This window comes from Caballeronia mineralivorans PML1(12) (assembly GCF_001028175.1).
Taxonomy (GTDB): Bacteria; Pseudomonadota; Gammaproteobacteria; order Burkholderiales; family Burkholderiaceae; genus Caballeronia; species Caballeronia mineralivorans.
The window spans coordinates 1-23,753 of the sequence record NZ_AEJF01000251.1 but is presented as its reverse complement, the minus strand read 5'-3'; the positions used below and the strand labels follow the sequence as shown (position 1 = coordinate 23,753).

At 60.1% G+C, this 23,753-nt stretch carries 25 protein-coding genes; 16 read left to right on the top strand and 9 right to left on the bottom strand.

Translation table 11 applies throughout. The features are described from left to right. Positions 1–399 precede the first annotated feature (399 nt). Positions 400–537, top strand: coding sequence for a hypothetical protein (locus tag EOS_RS47680; RefSeq protein WP_167348995.1), 138 nt, complete (start codon positions 400–402; stop codon positions 535–537). Next, complete coding sequence (locus EOS_RS40990) at positions 504–794, top strand: LysR substrate-binding domain-containing protein (RefSeq protein WP_326972981.1); 291 nt, start codon at positions 504–506, stop codon at positions 792–794. Before EOS_RS47680 ends, EOS_RS40990 begins: the two co-directional genes overlap by 34 nt. A gap of 13 nt (positions 795–807) precedes the next feature. On the opposite strand, the gene EOS_RS40985 is transcribed toward EOS_RS40990, so the two are convergent. Beyond that, complete coding sequence (locus EOS_RS40985; protein WP_047897955.1) at positions 808–1,905, bottom strand: DNA alkylation repair protein; 1,098 nt, start codon at positions 1,903–1,905, stop codon at positions 808–810. A 477-nt stretch (positions 1,906–2,382) separates the two neighbouring features. Between EOS_RS40985 and EOS_RS40980 the strand changes: the two genes are divergently transcribed. Then, on the top strand, positions 2,383–3,948 hold the full coding sequence (locus EOS_RS40980; protein WP_047897954.1) for a methyl-accepting chemotaxis protein: 1,566 nt from the start codon (positions 2,383–2,385) through the stop codon (positions 3,946–3,948). 37 nt (positions 3,949–3,985) lie between these two features. On the opposite strand, the gene yfcF is transcribed toward EOS_RS40980, so the two are convergent. The 4 genes from yfcF to EOS_RS40960 form a co-directional block, all read right to left on the bottom strand. Then, positions 3,986–4,618 carry a glutathione transferase gene (yfcF, locus tag EOS_RS40975; RefSeq protein WP_047897953.1) on the bottom strand — a complete coding sequence of 211 codons (633 nt, stop codon included), beginning with the start codon at positions 4,616–4,618 and terminating at the stop codon, positions 3,986–3,988. A 152-nt stretch (positions 4,619–4,770) separates the two neighbouring features. Further along, a complete protein-coding gene (locus EOS_RS40970; protein ID WP_047897952.1) occupies positions 4,771–5,157 on the bottom strand; it encodes a nuclear transport factor 2 family protein in 387 nt (128 codons plus the stop codon). A 242-nt stretch (positions 5,158–5,399) separates the two neighbouring features. Beyond that, positions 5,400–6,089 (bottom strand): cation diffusion facilitator family transporter, encoded by a 690-nt coding sequence (locus EOS_RS40965; RefSeq protein ID WP_053064241.1) that lies wholly within the window; start codon positions 6,087–6,089, stop codon positions 5,400–5,402. A gap of 236 nt (positions 6,090–6,325) precedes the next feature. Further along, positions 6,326–7,153: a MipA/OmpV family protein gene (locus tag EOS_RS40960; RefSeq protein WP_053064240.1), complete on the bottom strand. Its 828-nt coding sequence runs from the start codon at positions 7,151–7,153 to the stop codon at positions 6,326–6,328. Between the two features lie 328 nt (positions 7,154–7,481). On the opposite strand from EOS_RS40960, the gene EOS_RS40955 reads away from it, so the two are divergent. After that, on the top strand, positions 7,482–8,204 hold the full coding sequence (locus EOS_RS40955; protein ID WP_047897951.1) for a response regulator: 723 nt from the start codon (positions 7,482–7,484) through the stop codon (positions 8,202–8,204). Then, positions 8,201–9,634, top strand: a complete 1,434-nt coding sequence (locus EOS_RS40950; RefSeq protein ID WP_047897950.1) for a sensor histidine kinase — start codon at positions 8,201–8,203, stop codon at positions 9,632–9,634. Before EOS_RS40955 ends, EOS_RS40950 begins: the two co-directional genes overlap by 4 nt. A gap of 196 nt (positions 9,635–9,830) precedes the next feature. Here the strand turns inward: EOS_RS40950 and EOS_RS40945 are convergent, their stop codons facing one another. The 3 genes from EOS_RS40945 to EOS_RS40935 form a co-directional block, all read right to left on the bottom strand. After that, positions 9,831–10,601, bottom strand: a complete 771-nt coding sequence (locus tag EOS_RS40945; protein ID WP_047897949.1) for an SDR family oxidoreductase — start codon at positions 10,599–10,601, stop codon at positions 9,831–9,833. A 69-nt stretch (positions 10,602–10,670) separates the two neighbouring features. Further along, positions 10,671–11,531 (bottom strand): alpha/beta fold hydrolase, encoded by an 861-nt coding sequence (locus EOS_RS40940; protein WP_047897948.1) that lies wholly within the window; start codon positions 11,529–11,531, stop codon positions 10,671–10,673. 85 nt (positions 11,532–11,616) lie between these two features. Further along, a complete protein-coding gene (locus tag EOS_RS40935) occupies positions 11,617–12,312 on the bottom strand; it encodes an alpha/beta fold hydrolase (RefSeq protein ID WP_047897947.1) in 696 nt (231 codons plus the stop codon). A 172-nt stretch (positions 12,313–12,484) separates the two neighbouring features. Between EOS_RS40935 and EOS_RS40930 the strand changes: the two genes are divergently transcribed. Then, the gene (locus EOS_RS40930; protein ID WP_047897946.1) at positions 12,485–13,117 is read left to right on the top strand and encodes a CGNR zinc finger domain-containing protein; all 633 of its coding nucleotides are present in this window, start codon (positions 12,485–12,487) and stop codon (positions 13,115–13,117) included. Between the two features lie 142 nt (positions 13,118–13,259). On the opposite strand, the gene EOS_RS40925 is transcribed toward EOS_RS40930, so the two are convergent. Beyond that, entirely contained in the window at positions 13,260–13,883 is a 624-nt protein-coding gene (locus tag EOS_RS40925; protein WP_047897945.1) for a TetR/AcrR family transcriptional regulator, read from the bottom strand. A gap of 102 nt (positions 13,884–13,985) precedes the next feature. On the opposite strand from EOS_RS40925, the gene EOS_RS40920 reads away from it, so the two are divergent. The 10 genes from EOS_RS40920 to EOS_RS40880 form a co-directional block, all read left to right on the top strand. Beyond that, positions 13,986–15,086: an NAD(P)/FAD-dependent oxidoreductase gene (locus EOS_RS40920; RefSeq protein WP_047897944.1), complete on the top strand. Its 1,101-nt coding sequence runs from the start codon at positions 13,986–13,988 to the stop codon at positions 15,084–15,086. After that, positions 15,083–15,457 carry a carotenoid biosynthesis protein gene (locus EOS_RS40915; RefSeq protein ID WP_047897943.1) on the top strand — a complete coding sequence of 125 codons (375 nt, stop codon included), beginning with the start codon at positions 15,083–15,085 and terminating at the stop codon, positions 15,455–15,457. Before EOS_RS40920 ends, EOS_RS40915 begins: the two co-directional genes overlap by 4 nt. A 245-nt stretch (positions 15,458–15,702) precedes the next feature. Next, on the top strand, positions 15,703–15,861 hold the full coding sequence (locus EOS_RS48600; RefSeq protein WP_235443127.1) for a hypothetical protein: 159 nt from the start codon (positions 15,703–15,705) through the stop codon (positions 15,859–15,861). Positions 15,862–16,362: 501 nt separating this feature from the next. Next, a complete protein-coding gene (locus EOS_RS40910) occupies positions 16,363–17,571 on the top strand; it encodes an ABC transporter substrate-binding protein (RefSeq protein WP_053064249.1) in 1,209 nt (402 codons plus the stop codon). A gap of 328 nt (positions 17,572–17,899) precedes the next feature. Next, the gene (locus tag EOS_RS40905) at positions 17,900–19,093 is read left to right on the top strand and encodes an ABC transporter substrate-binding protein (protein ID WP_053064239.1); all 1,194 of its coding nucleotides are present in this window, start codon (positions 17,900–17,902) and stop codon (positions 19,091–19,093) included. Between the two features lie 23 nt (positions 19,094–19,116). Next, on the top strand, positions 19,117–19,989 hold the full coding sequence (locus EOS_RS40900; RefSeq protein ID WP_047897942.1) for a branched-chain amino acid ABC transporter permease: 873 nt from the start codon (positions 19,117–19,119) through the stop codon (positions 19,987–19,989). A 100-nt stretch (positions 19,990–20,089) separates the two neighbouring features. Further along, complete coding sequence (locus EOS_RS40895) at positions 20,090–21,118, top strand: branched-chain amino acid ABC transporter permease (protein ID WP_047897941.1); 1,029 nt, start codon at positions 20,090–20,092, stop codon at positions 21,116–21,118. Further along, entirely contained in the window at positions 21,108–21,884 is a 777-nt protein-coding gene (locus tag EOS_RS40890; protein ID WP_047897940.1) for an ABC transporter ATP-binding protein, read from the top strand. The genes EOS_RS40895 and EOS_RS40890 overlap by 11 nt, the downstream gene beginning before the upstream one ends. Positions 21,885–21,889: 5 nt before the next feature. Beyond that, positions 21,890–22,663, top strand: coding sequence for a branched-chain amino acid ABC transporter ATP-binding protein (locus EOS_RS40885; RefSeq protein ID WP_082163721.1), 774 nt, complete (start codon positions 21,890–21,892; stop codon positions 22,661–22,663). A 70-nt stretch (positions 22,664–22,733) separates the two neighbouring features. Then, on the top strand, positions 22,734–23,753 hold a 1,020-nt coding region (locus tag EOS_RS40880; RefSeq protein WP_200908761.1), incomplete at its 3' end, for a hydantoinase/oxoprolinase N-terminal domain-containing protein.

Genomic DNA, 23,753 nt, shown 5'->3' with positions numbered 1-23,753 from the left:
GTGATCCGGCGTCGGCGCAGATTAGGCGCAATGGCCATGCGGTGGGTTACCATGGAAGACAGACATATTTGCAACATCGCGTCGGCCCTTCGCTCGCGAAGACACACATTGCCGATTTGATCCACTTTTCTAATCTACTGATTTTATTGATGTCGAAAAGACAAACATATTTGCAATGGATCAAGATTGAGCGACGGCGAGTATTGGGCGACATGTCGCGAGCGCACAGTACTGCAAGCCGTAGTGAACGGTCACGGCCTCATCTTCCCGCAAGCCCGATTGACTGTGAAGGATGGCCGCGGGGTATTTACGCGAGATGGCAAGGAGGTTTGGTCCTGCAACGCAGACTATGCAGCCATGCATTTTGTGATTCAGGTGGTATAGGAAAAGGACACCTTCATGATGCGCACCGCTAACTACATTTTCGAGCACGCCGGCGACACCATTCAAGGGGTGATGAGCGGCAACAGGGCGTGCACCGATTCAATTAACGCGTTGGAGAAGTGGATTGTGGCGGCGGATGGACGACGGTACTAAATTTCTACTTCCGCGCGCGCGTCAGGACCTTCGAAAACATATGCTGCATGGTCGAGCACGGCGCGGGTTTGGGTATTGTGCCGGCGACGGCAGCGAAGCGCTACAGGGGCTCGCTCGGTGTGCGTGCCGTGGAGTTGACCGACCGCTGGGTCACGCGCCGGCTTCTGATCTGCGTACGCAATCTGGAGGCGTTGCAACGACCGGAACGTGCGCTGGTTGAAGGTCTTGTCGCCGCCTCACAGGTGCATAAACGGTAGAGCGTTCTGAGGCTCAACAACTCAGATCGAAATATCCCTTGGCGAGGCACACTCCGTTCACCAGGATCTCGACGTCATGCCGCCCGGCGTAATGCGCGCGCGTGGTGAAGTCCCGGATGTTCTGCGTGCGTTCAATCGATATCCGCTGCCCGCTATCGAGCGTCAACTCTTTGAGCTTGAACACCTTCGCGGCCGTCACGCCCGATTTCTTCACGTAATGCATCTTGTAGTCGATCACGAGCCGCTGGCTTTCCGGGCACTTCGAAGCAAGATCGAATGACAAGGTCACGCGCTCGCCCAACGCGATCTGCCGGGGCATCACGGCGAACTTGCTGATCTTCACATCCGGCACGCCGCCCGCACCGATCACGGCCAATGCGCGGCCATTGCCGGCCTTGATCAGGGAGCGCAGCGCGCGCTTTGCAATCCAGGCCGTGTGGGCGTTTTCCATCGGCCACGTTGCGAGCCGGTCCAGCACCCATTCAGGATGGGATTTGGTCACATCGTTCAGATGATTGGCGACTGACTTACGGACATAGAGGCTCGTGTCCGCGCGAAGGTTTTCAAGAATTGGCGCCGTCAGCGAAGGATCGGCGACGATCGCGTCGAGCCGGAAAGACCATGGCAGGCGCGGACGGCTTCCCTCGCTTGCAAGACGGCGCACGGCGTCGTTGTCATCGAGTGACCAGACTTTCATGATGGCCAGTGCACGCTTGAGATCCTTGCGCAGGAACTCGCGCACGGCGAACTCGGAGGTGCCGAAGGACGTGAAAAACTTGAGGGCGTCCATGGAACCATCGAAGTCGTCCTGGCCGTATTGCCCGACGTAGTCGGGAAGGACCAGTGTCGAGAATCCTTCCTCTAAGCGCCGTGCAAGCGCGCGAAGAATCCCGAGCGCTTGACCGTAGTCCGCGGGAAGGGTCGCATGCAACGCCTGGGTCATGCGGCGCAGGCGCTGCATCAGCGTCAGGTTGTCAAGCCCGGCCAGCGAAATCTTGAGAAAACGGCGTGTATCGAATGGTGGATAAACCGCCTTGACGTCGAGCGCCATGTCACGGAACCGGCGCTCGTTGAAGATCTCTTTCAGTGCGGTGTTTTCTGTGTCCGACATCGTTATCGTTTTCTGGATGGAATCGCAATGGGGCGGCAAGCCGTGTTAGCGGCTGCGACGAATGTTTTGCTTGGGGCACCTGGGTTTATTCATGATACCGCCGCGTAGCCATGTCGCTAGCCGACGACCGCTTCTCTCACGAAGCCGGAACAACAGCTTATCTGCTTGCCCTGTCAGATCTTGTCAGGAGCGGTGTTTTCCGGTCGAAGTCAAGATCACCTTGGCTTGTCCAAAGCTTAAGTATCCGTCGATGCAGCCGTTAACAAGAAGCCAGCCTATTCAGGCTTCAACGCTGTCTTAGATCACTCGACGACCATCCAGCAATAGGCCTTCGCGGTCCGTTCCCGATGACACTCCCGCGCCGTTCGCGCTGCCGCGAACGAAAGCACTCGATGCATCCCGCAGAAAGATATTGTTTGACGCGCTAAGACACGTTGAGGGGTCACATCGAATTCAACGTTACGAAGAGTTGTCAATATGCTTAAAAAAGCGAGTGTTTCCACCGGCCTCCTGGTTGTTCTGGTCGTGTTCTGTCTCTTCCAGGTCGTGACAGAAGGCCTGGGTTTTTGGTCGTTGACAGCCACTCACGACGATGTCGGCAACCTCTCGGATATCGCCCTCAAGCAAGTGAACCAGGTCAACGAGACCACGCAACGTCTGATGGACGCACGGATCAACCTGTCACGCGCCGGCACGCGCATGGCGCGCGGCGGCACGGAACCGGTCGAGATCGTCCAGCACGCGCGCGAGCAACTGGCGCTCGCGGACAAGTCGTTCGGCGCCTTCGTCAATGCGCCGAAAACCGGCGATGAAAACAGGGCGCGTACGGCCGCCTTGCAGGAAAAATTCCAGGCATATCACGGCGCACTCAGTGAACTGACTCAGTACCTCGATGCCAACAATCTCCAGGCTTTCCTTGACCAGCCGACGCAAGGTTTCCAGGACCGCTACCTCGCCGAGCAACAAAACTTCGCCCGTTTCGGCGATACCGCGAGCCAGGCGTATCTCGACTCCATCGATGCTCGCCTCGACCTGTTCCGCGGTGTTGGTTTAGCGATTTTCGTGGCGCTGGTCTTGGGTGTCGTGTCTGTACATATCGCGTTGCGCCGGGGCGTAATCGAGCCGCTCGAGGAAGCTGGCCGTCACTTCGAACGGATCGCACAGGGCAAGCTCGATGAGCGCATTGCCGATCGCGGTACCAATGAGATCGGCCGCTTGTTCGCCGGTCTTGCATCGATGCAGGCAAGCGTCGCACACACGGTGAAGACCGTGCGCGAGTCGTCGGACTCGATCAATCTTGGCGCCGATGAGATCGCGACCGGCAACGCCGATTTGTCGGCGCGCACCGAGAACCAGGCGGCATCGCTGGAGGAGACTGCATCGAGCATGGAGGAACTCACCGCGACCGTGCGCCAGAACGCCGAGCATGCCCGCGACGCGAACAGCCTTGCCGGCGACGCGCTCACAGCAACATCGCGAGGCACGGGTGTGGTCGATCAGGTGGTCGAGAAGATGACCAGCATCGCGAGGAGCTCGGACAAGATCGCGGAGATCATCTCGGTGATCGATGGCATTGCGTTCCAGACCAACATTCTTGCGTTGAACGCGGCCGTCGAGGCGGCGCGTGCGGGTGAGCAGGGCCGCGGATTCGCCGTCGTGGCGAGCGAGGTGCGCGGGCTTGCCCAACGCAGCGCGCAATCGGCCAAGGAGATCAAGGAGCTGATCGGCGAATCGGTCTCGCAGGTGAACGACGGCTCGGCGCTGGCAGGACGTGCCGGTCAGGCAATGCGCGACGTATCCACGTCGATCTCGCGCCTCACGCAGATGATGGCCGAGATCAGCGCCTCGTCGCTCGAGCAAAGCACGGGCATTGAACAGGTCAATCAGGCCGTCGTGCAGATGGACGAGATGACGCAACAGAACGCCGCGCTGGTAGAGCAGGCGGCGTCGGCGGCGGCGTCGCTGCATGAACAAACGCGCCAACTGAAGGCGGCCGTATCAGTGTTCAAGATTCCGGACGAGGGGCGGATGGCGCGGTTCTAGGTGCTAATTGCGGTCGTTCGCTGCGGCTTCACGTTGTTTAGAGCGGCGGTCGTTCTCGGTTGACCCAAAGCTGTACCGATGGTCGTTGCCACTGGAACCTGGCGTAGTCAGCCAGCCTTTGCGGCACCTGATCTCCGTTCAGGACAAGGCGATTGAGCATCAACGCAAGATCCATGTCTGCGATGCACCAATCGTCGAAGAGGTGTCTGGTGCCGGGCACAAGCAGCGCCTCGGCCGCGGCGAACAATTTCTCGGCCGATGCGCGTCCTGCAGCGGAAAGCGCAGTGCTGCAAGGTGCATAAAACAGCACCTCGGTTGATCGTTCCTGTCTGATCGGCATGAGATCGCTGCGAAGCCAGGCCTGGATTTGACGCGCCCGCGCACGGCAATGCGGGTCTGCCGGATACAAAGTCCGGCCCGGGAAAACCTCATCCAGGTATTCGGTGATTGCCGACGATTCGGATAGAGCAAAGCCATCGTGAATCAGGGTAGGGACGCGCTGTGTCAACGACATCGCTGCAAAGCCCGATTCGCGATTGGCGTTGTTCGCCAAGTCGATCGCCGCCATCTCGAACGGCAACGCTTTTTCATGAAGCGCTACGAAAGCCGACATGGCGTACGGACTTGCGAACTGAGCATCGGCGTAGAGAAGAAGACTGGCGGACGGCAACGTGCTCTCCTGGTGTATTGGGTGAGAAAGGAGCGGATGCTTATGCGTTGCGGATAGCTACGTTTGACGAATATAGCCGCTGCTAAGCTTGTCTCGCGAAATTCCTTAAGGATTTTCGCGACCCGACGAGGGCGGCCTGAGCGCCCGCGCATTTACTGCGTCTTGGCAGCATGCAACCTGGGCGTCCCCATCTTGAACCACGCCTTCTCTATTTTTCCGTTTCCTATTTCGTAGATGGCGACCACATCGATTTCGCCGGGACCGTCTGGAAACGTGCGAGTCACCACCTCCTGGTCGACCACCATGTTGCCAACCGATATACGCGCAATGAGCTTGCCGGAAAGATTGGTCTCACTGAAGCGGGCGACGTGGCGTTCGCGGACCTCGGTTGCACCGCTAGCTAACAATCGCGACGGGAACTCGTAGTATTCACAGTCGTCGGCCCACCACTGCATGAAGGCCTCTATATTCCGATCGTTATAAGCTTCAAGTTGTTTTTGCACCGGGAATTCGACGTCGCTTACCCCGTTTATAGTCATATCGGCGTGCTCCTTGTAAGTGGTAAAAGATCTCGACTGCGAGCTTGATTATGAGCCTGCGCGCCGGGTGAAAGATACGAAGTGAGGTACGAAGTGATTGAGCAATCCCTCGCCGTAGGAACACTCGACCTTCAATACAACGACATGATAGCCGCGAGCATGAAGAGAGTAGCGGCTCATTGCGTGGGAGTACCGGCGCATGGCTTGCGATGCCGCCGCTCCGGCTATTTGGAAGGGAAGGTTTATTGCCCCGCTGTTTCGCTAGCGGTTCGGTCGAAGGAATCTTTGAAGGTTTTCCAGCCGAGGTTAAAGCCCATCCGCGCAATCATCACACCGATGACCGCCGCAGCCAGACGATCCGATATCGCCACACCGGCCATGCTGCCCAGAATGCCGGCCGCGGCGATAAGCGCGGAGATCGCATCCGAGCGTGCGTGCCAGGCGCTTGCGACCAGAATGGTTGAACGGGTGCGTTGAGCCACCGACATGATGTATCGAAACAACCCCTCTTTGGCGGTGATCACAAACACCGCGACGACCAGCGCGCTAGCATGGACGCTTGAAGCGCCAGCCACGTTAGTCATATTAGTCACGTTGGTCGCGTGCACAAGACTGCTCCACAGCGTCTCCATTCCCGTCGCGATCAACAGGAAGGAAATCAGTAGTGATCCTATGGTTTCGTAGCGATCGTATTGATCGTTGATGCTCCGGTGTGCCGCTGTAGCGCTGAGGCGCAAGACGGCTAGCACCATCCCATCTGCGGCCAGGTCTGCCAGTGTATGAACGCCGTCGGCCAGCAAACCTTCTGAGTAAGCCAGCCAGCCGATGGCAATCTGCATCGTCATCAAAGCCGCGTTTAACAGGACACTGATCTGGGCTGCCTTGAACGCAGCGTCTCGCTTTTCGCGGCCGTGCTCGGACGTCGACGACATCGTGGGGACATTATTCGTGTAGGTATTGCACCGTAACTGTCACACGTGGCGAAGATATGACACCCGCCGATGTCGTCCCCGGAATCGTCTTGCCGAGCAGCGTTGGAATGTATATGAGTTATTGAAAATATTGAATTTTATTTTGTCCCGGGCGGACGTGTACTTCAACTCGCTCGCATTGCTCGGGACCCGGCATTGCGCACAAGCGTCCCGGATCCCTATTTGCGGCTCAACGGTCAGAATCGATAGCTCGCAAACGCCCCATAGAAAATCTGGTCTTTCTTCTCGACCACGGGGCTGTTCCCCGCATCGCCTCGCAAATTCGAGGCGGTCACGCGGGTGCCGACGTTCCAATGATCGGTCAGTCTATAACTCGCTCCGACCGAAAATCTCACCGACGAAATGCCGGACTTCGGACTGTATTGGCGCAGCCCGGATAACGCGCTTTGCGCGGCGGTCACGCCATAGAAGGTCTGTTCATACTGGCTGCTCGCCCATGTCAGCCCAGGACCCGCAGTCAACGTGAGCCGTTCAATGGGCGAATATTTCGCTTCCAGATCCACTGTTGCGGTTGTACCTTGGTGCTTGCCGCCAATGTCGGTCGAGACGCTGCTTCGTGCCGTCAGCCAGGCCAGCGTGTAATTGACGAACACGCTTGCGTGAGCGGTCCGGTCAATGTCGCCGAGACCGCGCAAGTGTGAATCGTCGGACTCCTTGCGGGGTTTGATGAAGTCATAAGAGACCACTGCGCCCACGCGCCAGTGACTGTCGCGATACAGATAGGCGCCCAGCCCCAAGGGGGTCTCCGCATCAGGCGACGCGCCGATGAAATAGCGGCCGTAGCTCGCGCCCAAGAGCGGCACCGGTTGGAATTTCCGGTCGCTGGCGCCCGGATACTTGGGTTCGCTGAAGACGCCCGCACCGACAGTGAAATGCCATTTATCATTCTGTGACGGGTCTGGCGCGGCGGGGGCATCTGTGTCAGCCATGGCGTTGGAAAGCGGCAAGAACATGGCGATCGACAGCAGCAAGTGGCGGGGGCCAGGTTTTCTCAGGTAGCGCATTCGGTTTTCCGTAAGCGATAGGAACGGTGGGCGCATGAGCTCAGTCAAGGACGCGGCATGCGCCGGGAGGAGATGGATTGAATCGAAGCAGCCGACTGCCCGGCGCCTTTCGTTTTCGGCGGGGGATGCACGGGACAGAGTTAAGCGTCGGGATGTAAGCGGAATATGTTCAAACGGGAGAGGTTTGTAACCTTGGTTTGCGGCAGGGCGTCTCGCAACACTACGTTACAAACGGCGCTCGTGTCAGGGCGAGGCCACGGTATAAACAAACTCGCGTCCGGCCAGCGGGGATCGATGGCCGGTTTTTTCAAGGGCACTGCAGCTTTATATGGAACGTCAAGAGACTATTCTGATCGTCGACGACGACCCGGAGATTCGCCGCCTTTTATCGGACTATCTGACTCAGAGCGGCTATGTGGCTCGTGTGGCGGCCGATGGGAAGGATCTGCTCCAGGTCATAGAGCGGTCGGTCATCGACCTGGTCGTACTCGACCTGATGATGCCGGGCAGGGACGGTTTGGTTTTATGCCGCGAACTGCGTTCTCGCTCGGACATACCCATCATCATGCTCACGTCACGAGGCGGATTGATCGACAGGATTGTCGGCATGGAAATGGGCGCTGATGACTACCTGCCCAAACCGTTTGATCCCCGTGAACTGCTTGTGCGCATAAAAGCCGTTCTTCGCCGCACACAGGGCAGACCCAGGCACATGCGGGACGAGGGTATTCAAAGCATCGAATTCGCGGGTTGGCAGCTTGATACCGTGGCACGCCAATTGACGTCGCCTACAGGCGTCGTGATCGCGTTGAGCGGCTCCGAATATCAGTTGCTGCGCGTGTTCCTGGACCATCCGAATCGCGTATTGAACCGCGATCAGTTGACCAGCTTGCTAATGGGCAAGGAAGCCGATCCGTTCGATCGCGCTGTCGACGTACGGGTCAGCCGGTTGCGTCAACGCCTCCTTGAAGACGCGCGTGAACCGCAGATCATCAAGACCGTCCGTAGCGAAGGTTATCTGCTGGCCGTTAGCGTCAGGTGCAACCCATGACGTTTATCTCTCCGCGCACGCTGTCGGGACGAATCATCCTGATTGTCATGTTCGGGCTAATGATCTGGTCGGGGATCGAATACGTCGGGTGGCGCAATGAACGCAGCAGGATACTGCTGGAGTTGCCAGCTCGTCTCGCGGGCGCGCGGATCGGCGAGGCTGTCCAAGTCATCAACAACGTTCCGGCCTCGGACACAGACCGGACGATTCAAGCGTTGAACGGCAAGAGCCTGAAGCTGTCGTGGCTCGATGGTGTGCCGGCAACCCCAGCCGAGTCACAGTCCGATTCACAAGCTGATTCACAAGTCGACTCGCGGCCGCGACGGCTGCTTGCAGAGGCTATTCGCTCCAATTTCATTGCTGAGCCACCACCCATCAATGTGCTCAGGGCCTATCTTTTCGAGGCGCCCAAGCCGAAGGATGCGCTGTTCACGATGAACAACCTGCAGTGGCAACGCGGCGCGTTTTCCGTGCAGGTCCGGATGCGCAATGGGCGGTGGCTGAAAATCGATTGTGAAGAGGGCGAGGGCGGTTTCGTGGTCTCGCCCTGGACGGCGTATTACCGCTGGATCGTGCCTGTCGTCGTCATTACGTTTGTGCTCGCCTGTCTCATCAAGATGGCGGTCCGGCCATTGGAGGCTTTTGCCGCTGCGGCCGACGATCTCGCGCAAAACATCAACCGCTTGCCGCTGACCATCGCCGGTCCGCTTGAACTGCGAGCCGCGATCCAGGCATTGAATAATCTGCAGAAGAAGCTGCTCGACTATATAAGCGAGCGAACCCGGATATTGGCCGCTGTTTCTCACGACTTGAAGTCGCCCATCACGCGCCTCAGGTTGCGAGCGGAGCTGCTCCATGACGACGACGTGAAACAGCGGTTTCGCGACGACCTGCGCGAGATGGAAGCACTCGCTAACGAAACGCTTGAATTCATGCGCGGTATCGAGGTGCATGAGCCGGTGCGGCCGATCGATATCAACGCGCTCCTCGACGTGGTGCAATCGGACGCGATGGAAGCAGGTGGGGAAGTGTCGATCGTCGGCACCGCGCTCGCGCCGTTGCCCGGATACGCGCGAGGGCTTAAGCGATGTCTATCGAACCTGGTAGAGAATGCGCTGCTCTATGGCGAGCGGGCGCGGATCTCGGTGCGGGACTCGAACAGCCTGCTGGAGATTGTCGTGAGTGACGACGGGCCGGGCATTCCTGCAGAGCACCTCGATCGGGTGTTCGAGCCGTTCTATCGCGTTGAGGAATCGAGGAACAAGGCAACCGGTGGTTCAGGACTTGGCTTGAGCATTGCCCAGAACATCGCGATGGCGCATGGGGGAAAGCTGGTGCTGAAGAATCGAGAGGGCGGGGGATTGGAGGCAACGCTCGGCTTGCCCCGAAACGAATCCGGGCTGCGCGACAAGCGTTCCGGTGCGCGCTAACCGGGGCTCTCCGGGGCGACTTCCGGTAGATGAACATTCGAAAAATCCGCGCTGAACTATGAGCGGAGCCACCGATTAGCGAGCTTGCAACGTGAACGCAAGGGCCCCAGTTCGGAAGCAGTCACGCCAGACCCGCTGGGCGTGTCCGCTTCCGGCTTGGCAGAGGACGGTCGGGTTGATGGTCTTATCGTCCGATTCAGATCGACTTGACCTCTCCGCCGTCCATCCTCAACGTCGAGCCCGTCATCCAGTGAGCCGCAGGCGACACGATGAACGCCATCAGCTCGGCAATCTCCTCGGGCGTGCCGTACCGGGCGATCCCCGCTTCAAGAGGGAACCTCGCCGTCGCTTCTTCGACAGTCATGTTGTGCAGCGGTGCCCAATGTTCCAGATAGGATTGCCGCCGACCCGTCATTACCGGGCCGGGCAGCACGCTGTTGACCTGCACACCGTCTGCAATCCCCCGATCCGAGAAGGCTTTCGCCAGTGCCACAATCGCCGCGTTGATCGTGCCCACGGCCGCGTAGGGTGCTTTGGGAAACAGCGCCGAGTTGCCCGACATCAGCACCACCGATCCTGACGATTTCTTCAACGATTGCCACGCCGCGACTGTCAATCGCCGTGCGCCGTGCAGCTTCAACGCGAGGCCACGGTCCCATTGATCGTCGGTCATCTCGAAGACGTCGATCTGCGGCACCGCGCCCGCGATGTTGAGCAACGCATCGATCTGCCCGAACGCCGACAGCGTCTGGTCGACGACTTCCTGTGCGGCCTCCGGGCGAGACAGGTCGAGATCGATGGTCAGAGGCTCGGCACCGGCCTTTTTTACCTCGTCAGCAGTCTGGTCGAGATTCTCGCGACTGCGCGCAACGAGTACGACCGAGCCAAAGTCTCGCGCTAACCTGATGGCGGTTGAGCGGCCGATACCCTGGCTCGCGCCCGTAACGATTGCTACCTTCCTGGACATGACCTTTCTCCTTCAGTTTGCAGACGCCGTTGTTGACGCCGACAGGGCATCCGCATGTCAGCGCGCATGTCAGCGAATAAGGAATCCGGAAATGGCCGCGGCGATCTCTGCCGCATGCGTTTCTAGCGCGAAGTGGCCGGTGTCGAAGAAACGAACCTCCGCATCCGGCAGGTCGCGCCTGAATGCCTCGGCGCCAGCGGGCAGGAAGAACGGATCGTTCTTCCCCCACACGGCAAGAAGAGGCGGCTGGTGGGTGCGGAAATACTGCTGAAATGCGGGATACAACGCGACGTTGCTTCGGTAGTCGCCGAACAGATCGAGCTGGACCTCGTCCGCATCCGGCCGGCTCAGGTAAAAGTCGTCAAGTGAGTAGCCGTCTGGCGACACCGAGGCCGTGTCCGGTACGCCATGCGTGTACTGCCATGCGGTCGTCTCGTGCGTGAGCAACTCGCGAAGTGCGTCACGATTGGCGCGTGAAGGATCTTGCCAATAGGCGCGGATCGGATTCCAGCCTTCGCTCAAACCCTCTTCGTAAGCGTTGCCGTTCTGCGAGATGATCGCGGCGATCCGCTCGGGATGCCTGAGCGCAAGTCGAAAGCCCGTCGGCGCGCCGTAGTCGAACACGTACATGGCAAACCGATCGAAACCGATCTGCTCAGTGAAGCGCTCAATAACGTTGGCGATGTTGTCGAACGTGTAGGCAAAGGTATCGCGGCCCGGCATGTCCGACTGGCCGAACCCAGGCAGATCGGGAGCGACGATATGAAAGCGCTCGGCGAGCTTGGGAATCAGGTCGCGAAACATGTGGCTCGAACTCGGAAAGCCGTGGAGGAGCAGCAGTTTCGGCGCGCTCGAACGGCCCGCTTCGCGATAGAACACCTTGACTCGGTCTACGTCAGCGTAACGATAGGAAATAGAGGAAGAGGACATGGGTTTCACTCCGGATTGGGTATAAACGAGCTACTGGAAATGGCAGGCGGCGAGCGCCTGTCGGCGTGACAGGTTGAAGGCATTCCTAATGAACCGAGACTGCTTGGACCGCTTCGACGATCACGCTGATTACGGCGTCAGCGGCCGTGACGATGGGTGTGTGATCGACCTGGTGTGAATGCACGCGCGCGTTCATGCGCTGTGCCATGAAATGTTGCGTGTCGGGACTGATCATCCGGTCCTGCTCGGTGATCAGGAACCAGCTCGGCCGATCCTTCCAGAGTGGGCGCCCGACCGCTTCGCCAATGCACGAAGCCGAAATGGGACGTTGAACCGCGCCGAGCACTGTCAGCTCCTGCGCCGACGCGTGCTGTGCGAACGCCGCCGCGAATGCCTCCTCAGGCAGCCATATCAGGCCATGACGATCCGGTGACAGCTTGGGCGCCAGCGGATGCGCTTCGCCACGGTAGAACACATCGCCCACAGTTTCGCCAACGGCCGGCGCAAGCGCCGCTACGTAGACCAAAGCCTTGATGTTGTCGGCGTGCGTCGAGCCGATCACGGCGCCGGCGTAAGCATGCCCGGCGAGCACAACCGGACCTTCGATGCGTTCCAGCGTTCTATCGAGGGCGGCCACGTCGTCATGCAAAGAGCTAAGCGGCAACGGCGCCGCGACTGCATTGATGCCGTGTGCCTTCAGACCTTCGATGACCTTGCTCCAGCTTGAGCCATCTGCCCACGCGCCGTGCACAAGCACCGCGCTCACGTTGCCAATAGACATTTCTCGCTCCTTTGAAGAATGTGGATGCTGCTTGTGATGCACGCACACCGTGCCGCGTACTCTGTAACCGTATAAATCTGTTTTTAAAGGTTACAAACGAGATGTGTAACTTGTCAAGGGCATTTTTAGTGGTTACCATATATTCATCGTCACTTCACATTCGTCATGAGATATGGACTACCGTCAGATCCCCGCGATATTCGTCGCCGATGCGCCTGGCCTGGATTTCCTGAACTCGGTCGCGACGCCGGTGGATGAGGAGGTCGACTGGATCAGCGACGGGGAAGGCCTGCTTGCCTGGTTGGAACAGGCGCAGCTGGTGCCCGGCGCAGCGCTCGAAGAAATACGTATCCGGTCCACGGCTGCCGAACTCGAGGACGTTGCGGCGCGGGCACGCGATCTGCGCGAGTGGTTCAGGGGATTTGTCCGGAAGAGGAAGGGGGGGCCGCTGGTCGCCAAAGATCTGCGTGAGATCGAACTCTTGAATCAACTGCTTGAGCGGGATCAGCAGCACGGTGAAATCGTCACGAATATCGCGGATGGCGTGACGAGCTTTGAACTTCGCGCGAACCGACGCTGGCAGTCAGCAGCGTCGTTGCTGATGCCGATCGCCGAAGCGCTGGCCAGACTCGTCTGTGAGGAGGACTTCACGCACGTGAAAGCGTGCGAAGGCCCCAGATGCACGTTGATGTTTGCCGATCACACGCGTGGCCACGCCCGCCGGTGGTGCAGCATGGCGATCTGCGGTAACCGCGCGAAGGTTGCCGCTCACCGCAAGCGGCTCAGGGAGCAGGAAAACCGCTGACGTTACTTGGGTAGCGACGTGTTGCGATTATTTCAGGAAGGGGTGCGCTTCGCCGCCAGTTCAAGGTGCTGTGGCAAAGCGCAGATGCGGATGACCTTCGGGGACAACGGAGGTCCATAAACGCTGTGCCAGTCAAAATCAGCTAATTCGGCAACCCTAAGAGATCGCACACAAGGTTCACGATTTTCTCGACCTCCTCGGGCGCGCGCGGATCCAGGCCAGTCATCCGGCTGTACTCGTTCGCGAACACGATGCTGGTCGTGATGACGCCGATTACCGCGTAGTGAAGCTGCCCGGGATCGCCGGCGCGCACCACGCCCGCCTGCTGCCCCGCCTGAATCGCCCGCGTGGAAATCTCGTAATACGGACGGATATAGGTTTCGATCAGCCAGTCGAACCGGTCGCTGTTTGCCTGTCCTTCGAACGACAGCAATCGATGAAATTCCGGATGCTGCGCAGTGAACATGGCGAACGCATGAAACATCTCGCGCAGCACCTTACCCGGTTCTTCCGTGACCGCTTTTTCCGCCCAGTCCGCAACGCTTCGTTCCTGCGTGCTCTCGTCAAAAATCGACCTGACGACCTCACGCCACAGTGCGTCTTTCGTCTTGAAGTGATAGACGACCAACTGATGCATTTCGCCGGCATGGCTGGCGATCTGCCGCAGGCTCGATCCCTCGAATCCCGAGGTGGCGAAAACGTCAAGCGCCGCGGCCAGGATGCGGGAGCGGCCGTCGGACGCATTGCCCAGCTTGGAAGAGTTCATGCTGTTGACCTTCAGTGCTCGTGAAACGGGAAAGTTGACTTTCCAAACGGAAAGTATATCATCGCCTTCACTTTCCGACCGGAAAGCGGAGTAAATGAGGGCATGATGAAAAGAGTAATCATCGTAGGGGGCGGCTATGCCGGTGCGAACCTCGCCAGGTTGCTCGACAAGCTCGCGGAAGTTTGCGTCGTCGAGGCGCGCGACCATTTCGTCCATAACGTCGCGGCGATCCGCAGCGTGGTCGACCCGTCGCTGCTCGCACGAATCGTGATTCCCTATGATCGTTTGCTACGACGCGGCCGGGTCCGGCAAGGTATTGTCTCGAGCGCGTTCGACGGCGGCGTCACGCTGGCGGATGGTGCGACAATCGAGGGAGATATCGTAATTGTCGCGACCGGTTCGCATTATGCGAGGCCGTTCAAGCCCACCTTGCATGGTACGCGGGCGTTCGAGGACAGCGTAAAGGCCGCCCATGCAAGCCTGCTCGCGGCAGATCGCGTCGCGATCGTCGGCGGCGGTGCGGTGGGTGTCGAGTTGGCCGGCGAGATCGCTTCGGCGCATCCGCGCAAGCGCGTAACGCTCGTGTCCGGCGCGCCTGCACTGATGCCGGGCTATTCGGCGAAGCTGGCCGGGTCGCTCGAGGCGCAACTGCGTGCCAAAGGCGTGGATATCCATCTGGGCACTCGGGTTGAGTCCCTGGACGCGACCGATTCCCCCTATCTCGGCACGCTGTCGAGTACACCTGACGCTGCCGAAGACCAGCTCATCTTTCCAGCGCTCGGCGCGCGACCGATCACCGCCGTATTTCGCCGGATGCCCACTGCCAGCTTCGACGCACAAGGCCGCGTCGCGGTTGACGCGTGGCTGCGGCCTGCGGGTGCGCGACGCCTGTTCGCACTCGGCGATGCCGCCGCCACGGGCGACCCCATGACGATCGTCGCCATCACGCGCCAGGTGCCGTGGCTCGCGAAAATCATTGCGGCCACGCTTGCCGGCGAATCGCCCCAATCGCTACCCGCCTATGTTCCGTGGTCATCACGGGGCATCCTGGTGCCGCTCGGCCCGCGCGACGGGGCAAGTGTGCTGCCGGTCACGCGCCATGGCTTGCTGGTCGGCAAATGGCCCACCGCGCTGATCAAGGGGCGCGAACTGTTCATTCCGCGCTACCGCAAGGAATTCGGCTACTCGGGGCAATTCGCATGAGTGCCTCGCAAACCACACGGCGTGCGCTCGACGCCCAGTGGATCTCGCCCGCGCTCTGGGTTCTGGCGGTCGCCAGCGTGTGCTCCCACGTCGCATCCGTGCTGTTGCACCTGCCCCAGGCGGTCGGAGGCGCGATGTTCGCGCTGTCGCTGCTCCTGTTCGGCTTGCTGCACGGCGCGTCGACCTACGGCTGGCGCGGCATCCTGTTGTTCATCGTGATCTGCCTGGGTATCAGCAACGCGTTTGAGAATCTGAGCATCCTCACTGGCTTTCCGTTCGGCTCATATCACTACACCGACACGATGGGCCCGAAGCTGCTCCTGGTGCCGCTGCTGATTGGCCTTGCATATTTCGGCGTGGGATACCTGTAGTGGACGCTCGCGCGGGCGATTCTAGGCGACGGCTCCGGCAGGCTACGCGGCGCGCTGGTGGTCCAGACGCCGGTCATTGCAAGCTTCATCATGGTGAGCTGGGATCTGAGCATCGATCCGATGATGTCGACGATCACCAGGTAACTGGATTTGGCGTGACGGAGGCAGCTATTTCGGCGTGCGGTTCGTCAATTTTCTCGGCTGGTATCTGACTGTCTATGTGTTCTACCAGATCTTCGCGCTCTATGCGCGGCGTCTGGACGGCCCGCGCCTGGATTATCGCCGGCTACTGGATCAAACCGCCCTTCACCTACACGTCGATCATCGCGGCGCCGATCCTCAGCCTGCTGCCCGACAGGCAGGCTGCGACGGTGACCGATCATGCGGGCGCCATCTGGCATTAGAACCGGCGTGGGAAACCGTGACCGGAAATCCAATGCTAGACCGCTTTTCTATATAATTTAGGAATGCCTATTTAACGATTTCGCTCGCACGATCTTCAACAACGTGACACCGCTTTAACCTGTCGGAACTATGCCACCCGTACGAGTGGTGAGCAGCCAGAACATTGCCGATGCTCTCGAGGAAGCCGGCGTAGCGATCGAAACCTCCTGGCGGGCCGGATTGTGATGCACACGCAAGGTGTGGTATCTATCGGGTTAAGTAGAACACTATGATTGCATTCTCGGTGATAAGCAGAGCTGGGAATATTTGACCGCGTGCGTATCGCTAGCGCTGAGGCGGCAACTGGTGCTGGACCTTTAGATTGAAAGACAGCGCTGCTTTGATCAACCGGCTTCTTCGGTATCACGAAACACGATAGCCTGATCGCGATCTCTTATTTGCGGCGGTTTTTTGACGTCGGTATTTTGACTACCGAAGGCAAACCACTCAATGGAGAATCGGTGATACAACGACCTCGTGCCAGACTACCCGCCGCGGCTGCTCTCGCGACTATCGCGACCTGGGGTCTCATCGCCTCGTCGAATGCTGTTGCACAAGACGGTCAGCGGGAAAGCGGGACGATCAAGGTCGGTATCGTCAGTCCCCAGAGCGGCGCCAATTCCAGGTATGGCGCGTTCGCCTGGAAGGGCGCCCGGCTGGCTGCGGACGAGATCAATGCAGGGGGCGGCATACTTGGACGGAAAATCGAGCTGGTGAGCGGCGACAGCCAGTGTGCGCCTTCTGAAGGCGTGTCGGCCGCGCAGAGGTTGATCAGATTCGATCACGTATCGATGATCATCGGCGACGTGTGCAGTTCGGTCACGCTCGCCATGCAGCCGGTTGTGGAAGCGGCGCATGTTCTTCTGATGAATGCCGCGTCGTCTAATCCGGAAATCACGTACAGGGCCGGTGTAGGCGGTTTCAAGTGGACATTCCGGAACTATCCGACCGATGAGCTTCGTGCGGCTATCGCGCTGCAGTACGCGGTAGAGAAAAAACACTATACGAAATTTGCCGTACTGTCGGTCGACTCCGACTATGGCCGGGGGGCCATCGCATTCACCAAAAAGTATCTGCCCCGATATCCCGCGCAGATTCTCAGCGAAGACTATTACAAGGAAACGGAAACTGATTTTCGGCCCGTGCTCACCAAGATCAAATACTCCGGTGCGCAGGCCGTCATCATGTACGGGCAGGCGGATACAACGCCGATCATCGCGCGGCAGATGTTCGAGATGGGTCTGGGCGGCAAGGTCGGGCTGGTGGGCAATGGGGAGTTCACTACCGCTGCGACGATTGCCGCTGCGCCGCGTGTGATGAACGGTGCAGTCGAGGTAGCCGCGTGGTTGCCCGAATGGCAGAACCCGCGTAGCCGCCAATTCGTCGATGATTACAAGAAGGCTTATGCCGGCGAGGTCCCAAGCGTCCAGGCCTATTCGCCCTGGGAATCGCTTCATCTTCTTGCACGAGCTGCCCAGGAAGCGGGAAGCGTCGACAATGACAAGATCCGTCGCGCGCTGACGCAGATCCGATATGAGAGCGTGATGGGGACGGTCACATTCGACGATCACCAGCAGGCCGTTTTGCCGATGGTGCTCGTCGAGGACGTCGACGGCAAACCCATGATCAAGGGCGCGATGTACTCGAAGGTCGATTATCCCCATCGTTAGGCTGCGCGCCGTTCTTGTGCAGCACCCCGCACGGGGCGGCCAGTGGTCGCCTCGCGCCGTACGCTCTAGCGGCTCTTCGTGCTTTTCCCGCTGTCTTTTCTAGTCCTCTTTCCCCACCGTCTTTCCCTGCTCCGATTTCGCGCGTGTCCGGTTTATTGCCCAGTTCCCTTGCTTTCACGGTCAACGTCGCTGTTGCGGCGCGGCATACACGCCCCCACACGCCCCATCACGAACCTTTATGGCGGAAGCACCATTACATATTGGTCCGTGCTTTTTGACCTATGTACCTTTGATTTCAACACGAACTCATGCCCCACGGAGAATCCCTATGAGATGTAAACCGGTAGCGCGCAGGCTGCGCAATATGGCGTGTGTCGCGGTGCTGAGCGTGACGGGCCTGTCCTTTACTGCGAGCGTTTCCGCGCAGGACGGCAATATGATCAAGATTGGTGTCGTGAGCCCGCAGAGCGGGGCTAATTCCCGTTATGGCGCATACGCGCTGAAGGGGGCCGCGCTGGCGGTGAACGAGGTCAATGCCGCGGGAGGCGTGCTCGGAAAGAAGCTGGATCTGGTGCAGGGCGATAGTCAATGTGTGCCGGCCGAGGGTGTGTCCGCCACGCAGCGGATGATCCGCTTCGACAACGTGTCGATCATCATCGGCGACGTGTGCAGCTCCGTCACGCTGGCAATGCAGCCCGTTGTCGAGCAGGCGGGCGTGCTTTTGCTGAACGCGGCGTCGTCGAATCCGGAAATTACGTACCGGGCCGGAGTGGGCGGTTACAAGTGGACGTTTCGCAACTATCCTACCGACGAGTCCCGGGCCGCGGCAGCGCTAGAGTATGCGGCCAAGAAAGGCTATACGAAATTCGCCGTGCTCTCTGTCGATACCGATTTCGGCCGTGGCGCGATTACGTTCACAAAAAAGTATCTGCAGCGCTACAAGGCGCAGATCGTCAGCGAGGACTATTACAAGGAGACGGAGACGGACTTCCGTCCGGTCTTGAGCAAGATCAAGTATTCCGGCGCGCAGGCGATCCTCATGTATGGCCTGGCTGACACCACGCCCATCGTCGCGAGGCAGATGCATGAGATGGCGCTCGGCGGCAAGATCGAGCTCGTTGGCAACGCCGAGTTCACCAACCCCAGCACGATCGCCGCCGCGCCGGACGTCATGAATGGCGCGATAGAGACGGTGGCGTGGTTGCCATCGTGGTCGGACCCGCGAAGTCTCAAGTTCGTCGACGATTATAAAAAGGCCTATGGCGACTTACCCAATGTCCACGCCTACACGCACTGGGAGAGCGTGCATCTGCTCGCCGATGCAATCAGCAATGCCGGCAGCGCGAAGACGGCGGATGTGCGGGCCGCGCTCGCCAAGATCCGCTACGACAGCGTGATGGGTCCCGTCACGTTCGACGATCACCAGCAGGCGGTCGTGCCGATCGTGCTGCTCGAGGTGGTGGGCGGCAAGGCGGTGAACAAGGGCGTGCTGTCCTCCCGTGTCGACTATTCGGCGCACTGAACCCCTTTCTGGAGTACTCGGCCATGGGCCTTTTCATAGTGGAACAAATCGTCAACGGGATCGTCGCCGGTTCCGTCTACGCCCTGATTGCCGCGGGGATGACGATGATCTTCGGTGTGCTGCGGGCGATCAATTTTGCGCACGGCGAGTACTACATGGTGGGCACCTTCGCGGCCTGGTATGTGATCTCGAAGCTCGGCATCGACTATGGCACGGCGATCGTACTCTCGGTTGCCATCAGCGCCGCGATCGCCGCGCTGATCGGGCGCCTGGTGATGCAGCGCCTGGTCAACGCGCCGTTCCAGTCGGGCGTGCTGGCTACGCTCGGCATCTCGCTGATCCTGCAGAACGCCGTGATTCTCGCGTTCGGTGGCGGCTACAAGATGTTTCCAGGCGGCTGGCTCGACCCGGTCGAGTTTCTTGGCATCGGCATGGCGCAGCAACGCATCGTGCTGGTCGGCGCGGCGCTGGTGATGTTCGGTGGGCTCGAATGGATGGTCCGCAGCACGCACATGGGCAAGTCGATCCGGGCGGTGTCGCAGAACCCCGAGTGCTGCCAGATCATCGGTATCGACGTTGAGAAGGTCGTGCGACGCACCTTCGTGCTCGGTACGGCGCTCGCAGCATTGTCAGGTGCGTTGACCGGACCGATCAACGTCAGCTTGTACGGAGGCATGGGCGAGTCGATCACGTTGAAGACCTTTGCCGTGATCGTGATGGGCGGGATGGGCAATGTGCGCGGCACGCTGTTCGCCGGCTGGATGCTCGGTGTCGCCGAAAGCCTGGTCGCCGGTTCGATTGGCCTGCAATACCGCGACAGCGTCGGTTTCATCGCGCTCCTGCTGATGCTGATGTGCCGGCCCACGGGTCTCTTCAGTCCGAAGGCGCGCTTCTGATCATGGTCCGCTCCTTCTGCTTCCTCTTCCGGTCTGCTCATTGGCACGATGCCACAACCGGATGCCAGCACGTCCGGGTTCATCTAATGGATCGCTAATCATGTCTACCACTCTCGATACATTGACGCCTGTTGCACGCCATCTGCCAGCCCTGCGCTGGACCGGCGCTGGGGCAGTTGTCGTCGCCCTGGGGCTGGCTCCGCTCGTGCTCGGCGGCTACTACCTGCACGCGCTGATCATCGCGATGATTTTCCTGCTGCCGGCGCATGGACTGAACCTGATACTCGGGTACACGGGAATGCTGTCGCTCGCACAGGGCGTTTTCTTCGGCGTCGGCGCGTATGTCTCCGCACTGCTGTCACTGCACTTCGGCACGTCGTTTGCGTTCAACCTGGTGGCGAGCGGCGTGATTGCCGCCGCGATTGCGCTGCCGCTCGGCATTCCGGCGCTGCGCCTGCGGACCTATTCGTTCGTGATGTGCACACTGGGCTTCGTGGTCATCGCGCAAACCGTGGCGAAGAACTGGATCGGCATGACGCGCGGTGATATGGGACTCTCCGGCGTGCCGCAACCGAAGTTCCAGATCGGCAACGCCGTGCTCACCATCAGCACGATTCCCGACTACTACTATCTCGCGCTGGTCGTCGCGATCGTTGCCACGCTCGGATTCTATGCACTGGTCAAGTCGCCCGCCGGTCGCTGCATGGTCGCGATCCGCGACAACGAGGTGCTGGCGGAGTCCCTCGGCGTGCCGACCTGGGCGTACAAGCTGGCGGTCTTCATGCTGAGCGCGCTGTTTGCCGGCGTCGGCGGAAGCTTGTACGCACATTACATGACGGTGGTGAGTCCGCTGGTCTTCCAGATGTATTACTCCACCACGGTCCTCGTCATCGTGCTCGGCGGCGGGGTGGGGCGGGTGCCCGGCGCGGTGATCGGCAGCCTGCTGTTCGTCGCATTGTCGGAAGCACTGCGCGTCACGCCCGAGCTGCGCATGATCATCTACGGCTTTGTGTTGCTGCTGCTGGTGTTCTGCTTCCCCCACGGCCTGGCGCCGCTCCTCGATCGCGCACTCGAACGCATCGCGCGGATTCGCTTTCGCGCACAGGGAGGACCTTCCGATGGCCGCTAATCAGGACACGATCCTCAGTGTCGAGGGTCTGCGCAAACGCTACGGCGGCGTACCCGCGTTGCAGGGCGTGGACTTTAATATCCGGCGCGGCGAAGTGTGCGGCCTGATCGGTCCGAACGGTTCGGGCAAGTCGACGCTGTTCGACTGCTGCACAGGCTTGCAGCGCAGCGACAGCGGCAAGGTGGTCCTGAACGGCCACGACATCACGGGCTGGTCGATGAACCGTATAAGCCGCGAAGGGCGCCTCGTGCGCAGCTTTCAGAAGACCGTGGTGTTCCACAGCCTGAATGCAGAAGAGAACCTGGTGCTCGCGGGACAGATGTCGAGTTTTCCCGGGCTGTTGTCGACTTTTTCCATCGGGCCGGGCGCGTCGCGCCGTGTGCGGCGCTTGCGTGAGCGGGCGGGCGAGCTGATCGAGATAGCGGGGCTGCAGCGTGTCGCGCACCTGCCCGCCGGGAACATGTCCGGTGGCCAGCAGAAGTTGCTGCAGTTCGCCCTGATGCTCATGCCCGAGCCGGAACTGATCCTGCTCGACGAACCGCTTGCGGGTATCAACCCGGTGCTGATCGAGAAGGTGATCGAGAGCATACGCGACGCGAACCGCCGTCTTGGCGTGACCTTCGTTGTTATAGAACACAACACCGATGTGCTGATGGACCTGTCGCACCGCGTGATCGTGCTGCACCAAGGCACGAAGCTCGCGGAAGGCGAGCCGGAGTCGATCGTGCGCAACCCGCAGGTCATCGAAGCTTACCTGGGAGTGTGACGGCAATGATGCTCGAAATTGAAGGCCTGCGTGCAGGCTACGGCCATCTGGAAATCCTGCACGGCGTGGATCTGCGCATCAGGCACGGCGAGTTTGTCACGCTGCTTGGCCCGAACGGGGCCGGCAAGTCGACCTTGCTGAAGACCTTGTTCGGCATGACGACTCACAAGGGCGGCTCGATTCGCTGGAAGGATCATGAGCTGGCGGGCAAGCGTCCGAAGTCGTTTCTGTCGCAAGGCATCGCTTATGTGCCGCAGGGGCGGTGCAACTTTCCGCTGATGTCGGTCGACGAAAACCTCGAGATGGCCGCCTGCACGGTGCGCGATTCAGAGACGCGTGCCGAGCGCGAATACGTCTACGACTTGTTTCCGGTGCTGCGCGAGCGTCGCGATCAATACGCCGGCAACCTCTCCGGCGGCGAACAGCAACTGCTTGAAATGGCAATGGCGGTGCTGCGCCGGCCTCAGATCCTGCTGGTAGATGAACCGTCGGTCGGGTTGTCGCCCCAGGCGGTTGCGCTCGTCTTCAACGAACTGAAGCGCCTTCACAAGGGTGGACGGACCATTCTGCTGGTGGAGCAGAACACGCGAAAGGCGTTGGAAACCGCTGAGCGAGCGGTGGTACTGCGTCTCGGCAAGGTGATCTGGGACAGCCCGTCTGACGCGCTGAGCCAGGCCCAGCTGGGCGACCTTTTCATGACCGGGCACGGCCATGCGCATGCCGAGGGGGTGGTCTCTCCGCCAGGGAACATACCGATGAACGGCAAGCCTGCGTTGTGACGCGAACGCGCATCCAGATCTTTTTGTAGTCAAGGCCCGCATGGGCGACACGATTGAGGAAACAGAGATTATGAAGCTCGCATTTGACACCGGAGGTACGTTCACCGACTTCGCAATGGCCAGCGACGACGGGACGATCCTGCTGCACAAGGTCCTTAGTACGCCGGACGACCCGGCGCGCGCGGTGCTGCAGGGGATCGACGAATTGCTGGCGCGTGTGCATGCCGGCAACGGCCAGGCAAGCGCGCCGCAGATACTCGGCGCGACAACGGTAGTGACCAACGCCGTACTTGAGCGTCGAGGCGTCGAGACGGCGTTCATTACCACCGACGGTTTCCAGGACATGCTGCGAATTCGCACCGAAGGCCGCTACGACCTGTACGACCTGAAGATCCAGTACCCCGAGCCGCTGGTGCCGCGCAACCTCTGCTTCGGCGCGCACGAACGGATTACCGCCGATGGCGAAATCATCACTCCGCTCGACGAGGACAAGGTGCGTGCGATCGCCGCCCATCTGCGCGAGGCCGGGATTCGGTCGGTCGCGGTGTGCCTGCTGCACGCGTACAAGTATCCGCAGCACGAGCAGCGCATTGGTGAGCTGTTTGCAAGCGTTGCCGGTGACATTTCCGTTTCGCTGTCGTCGTCGGTCTGCCCCGAGGTGCGTGAGTTCGATCGCGCGTCGACCACGGTCGCCAACGCCTATACGCAACCGCTGATGGTGCGCCACGTGGATCACCTCGAACGCGAGCTGTCCAAGCGCGGTGTCACGGGTCAACTGTTGTGGATGACATCGAGCGGCGGTGTGGTGCCTAGTTCGACTGCCGCACGCGTGCCGGTGCGCCTGATCGAATCAGGTCCTGCTGCGGGCGCCGTCGCGGCGGCCGACTATGCACGCACGGCGGGCGAGCACAGCGTGCTGTCGTTCGACATGGGTGGCACGACCGCGAAGCTGTGCCTGATCCCGAACGGCCAGCCGATGATCGCGAACGAACTCGAAGTCGCGCGCTACGAACGATTCAGAAAGGGCAGCGGTTTCCCGCTGAAGATCCAGTCGATCCATATGATCGAGATTGGCGCGGGCGGCGGCAGC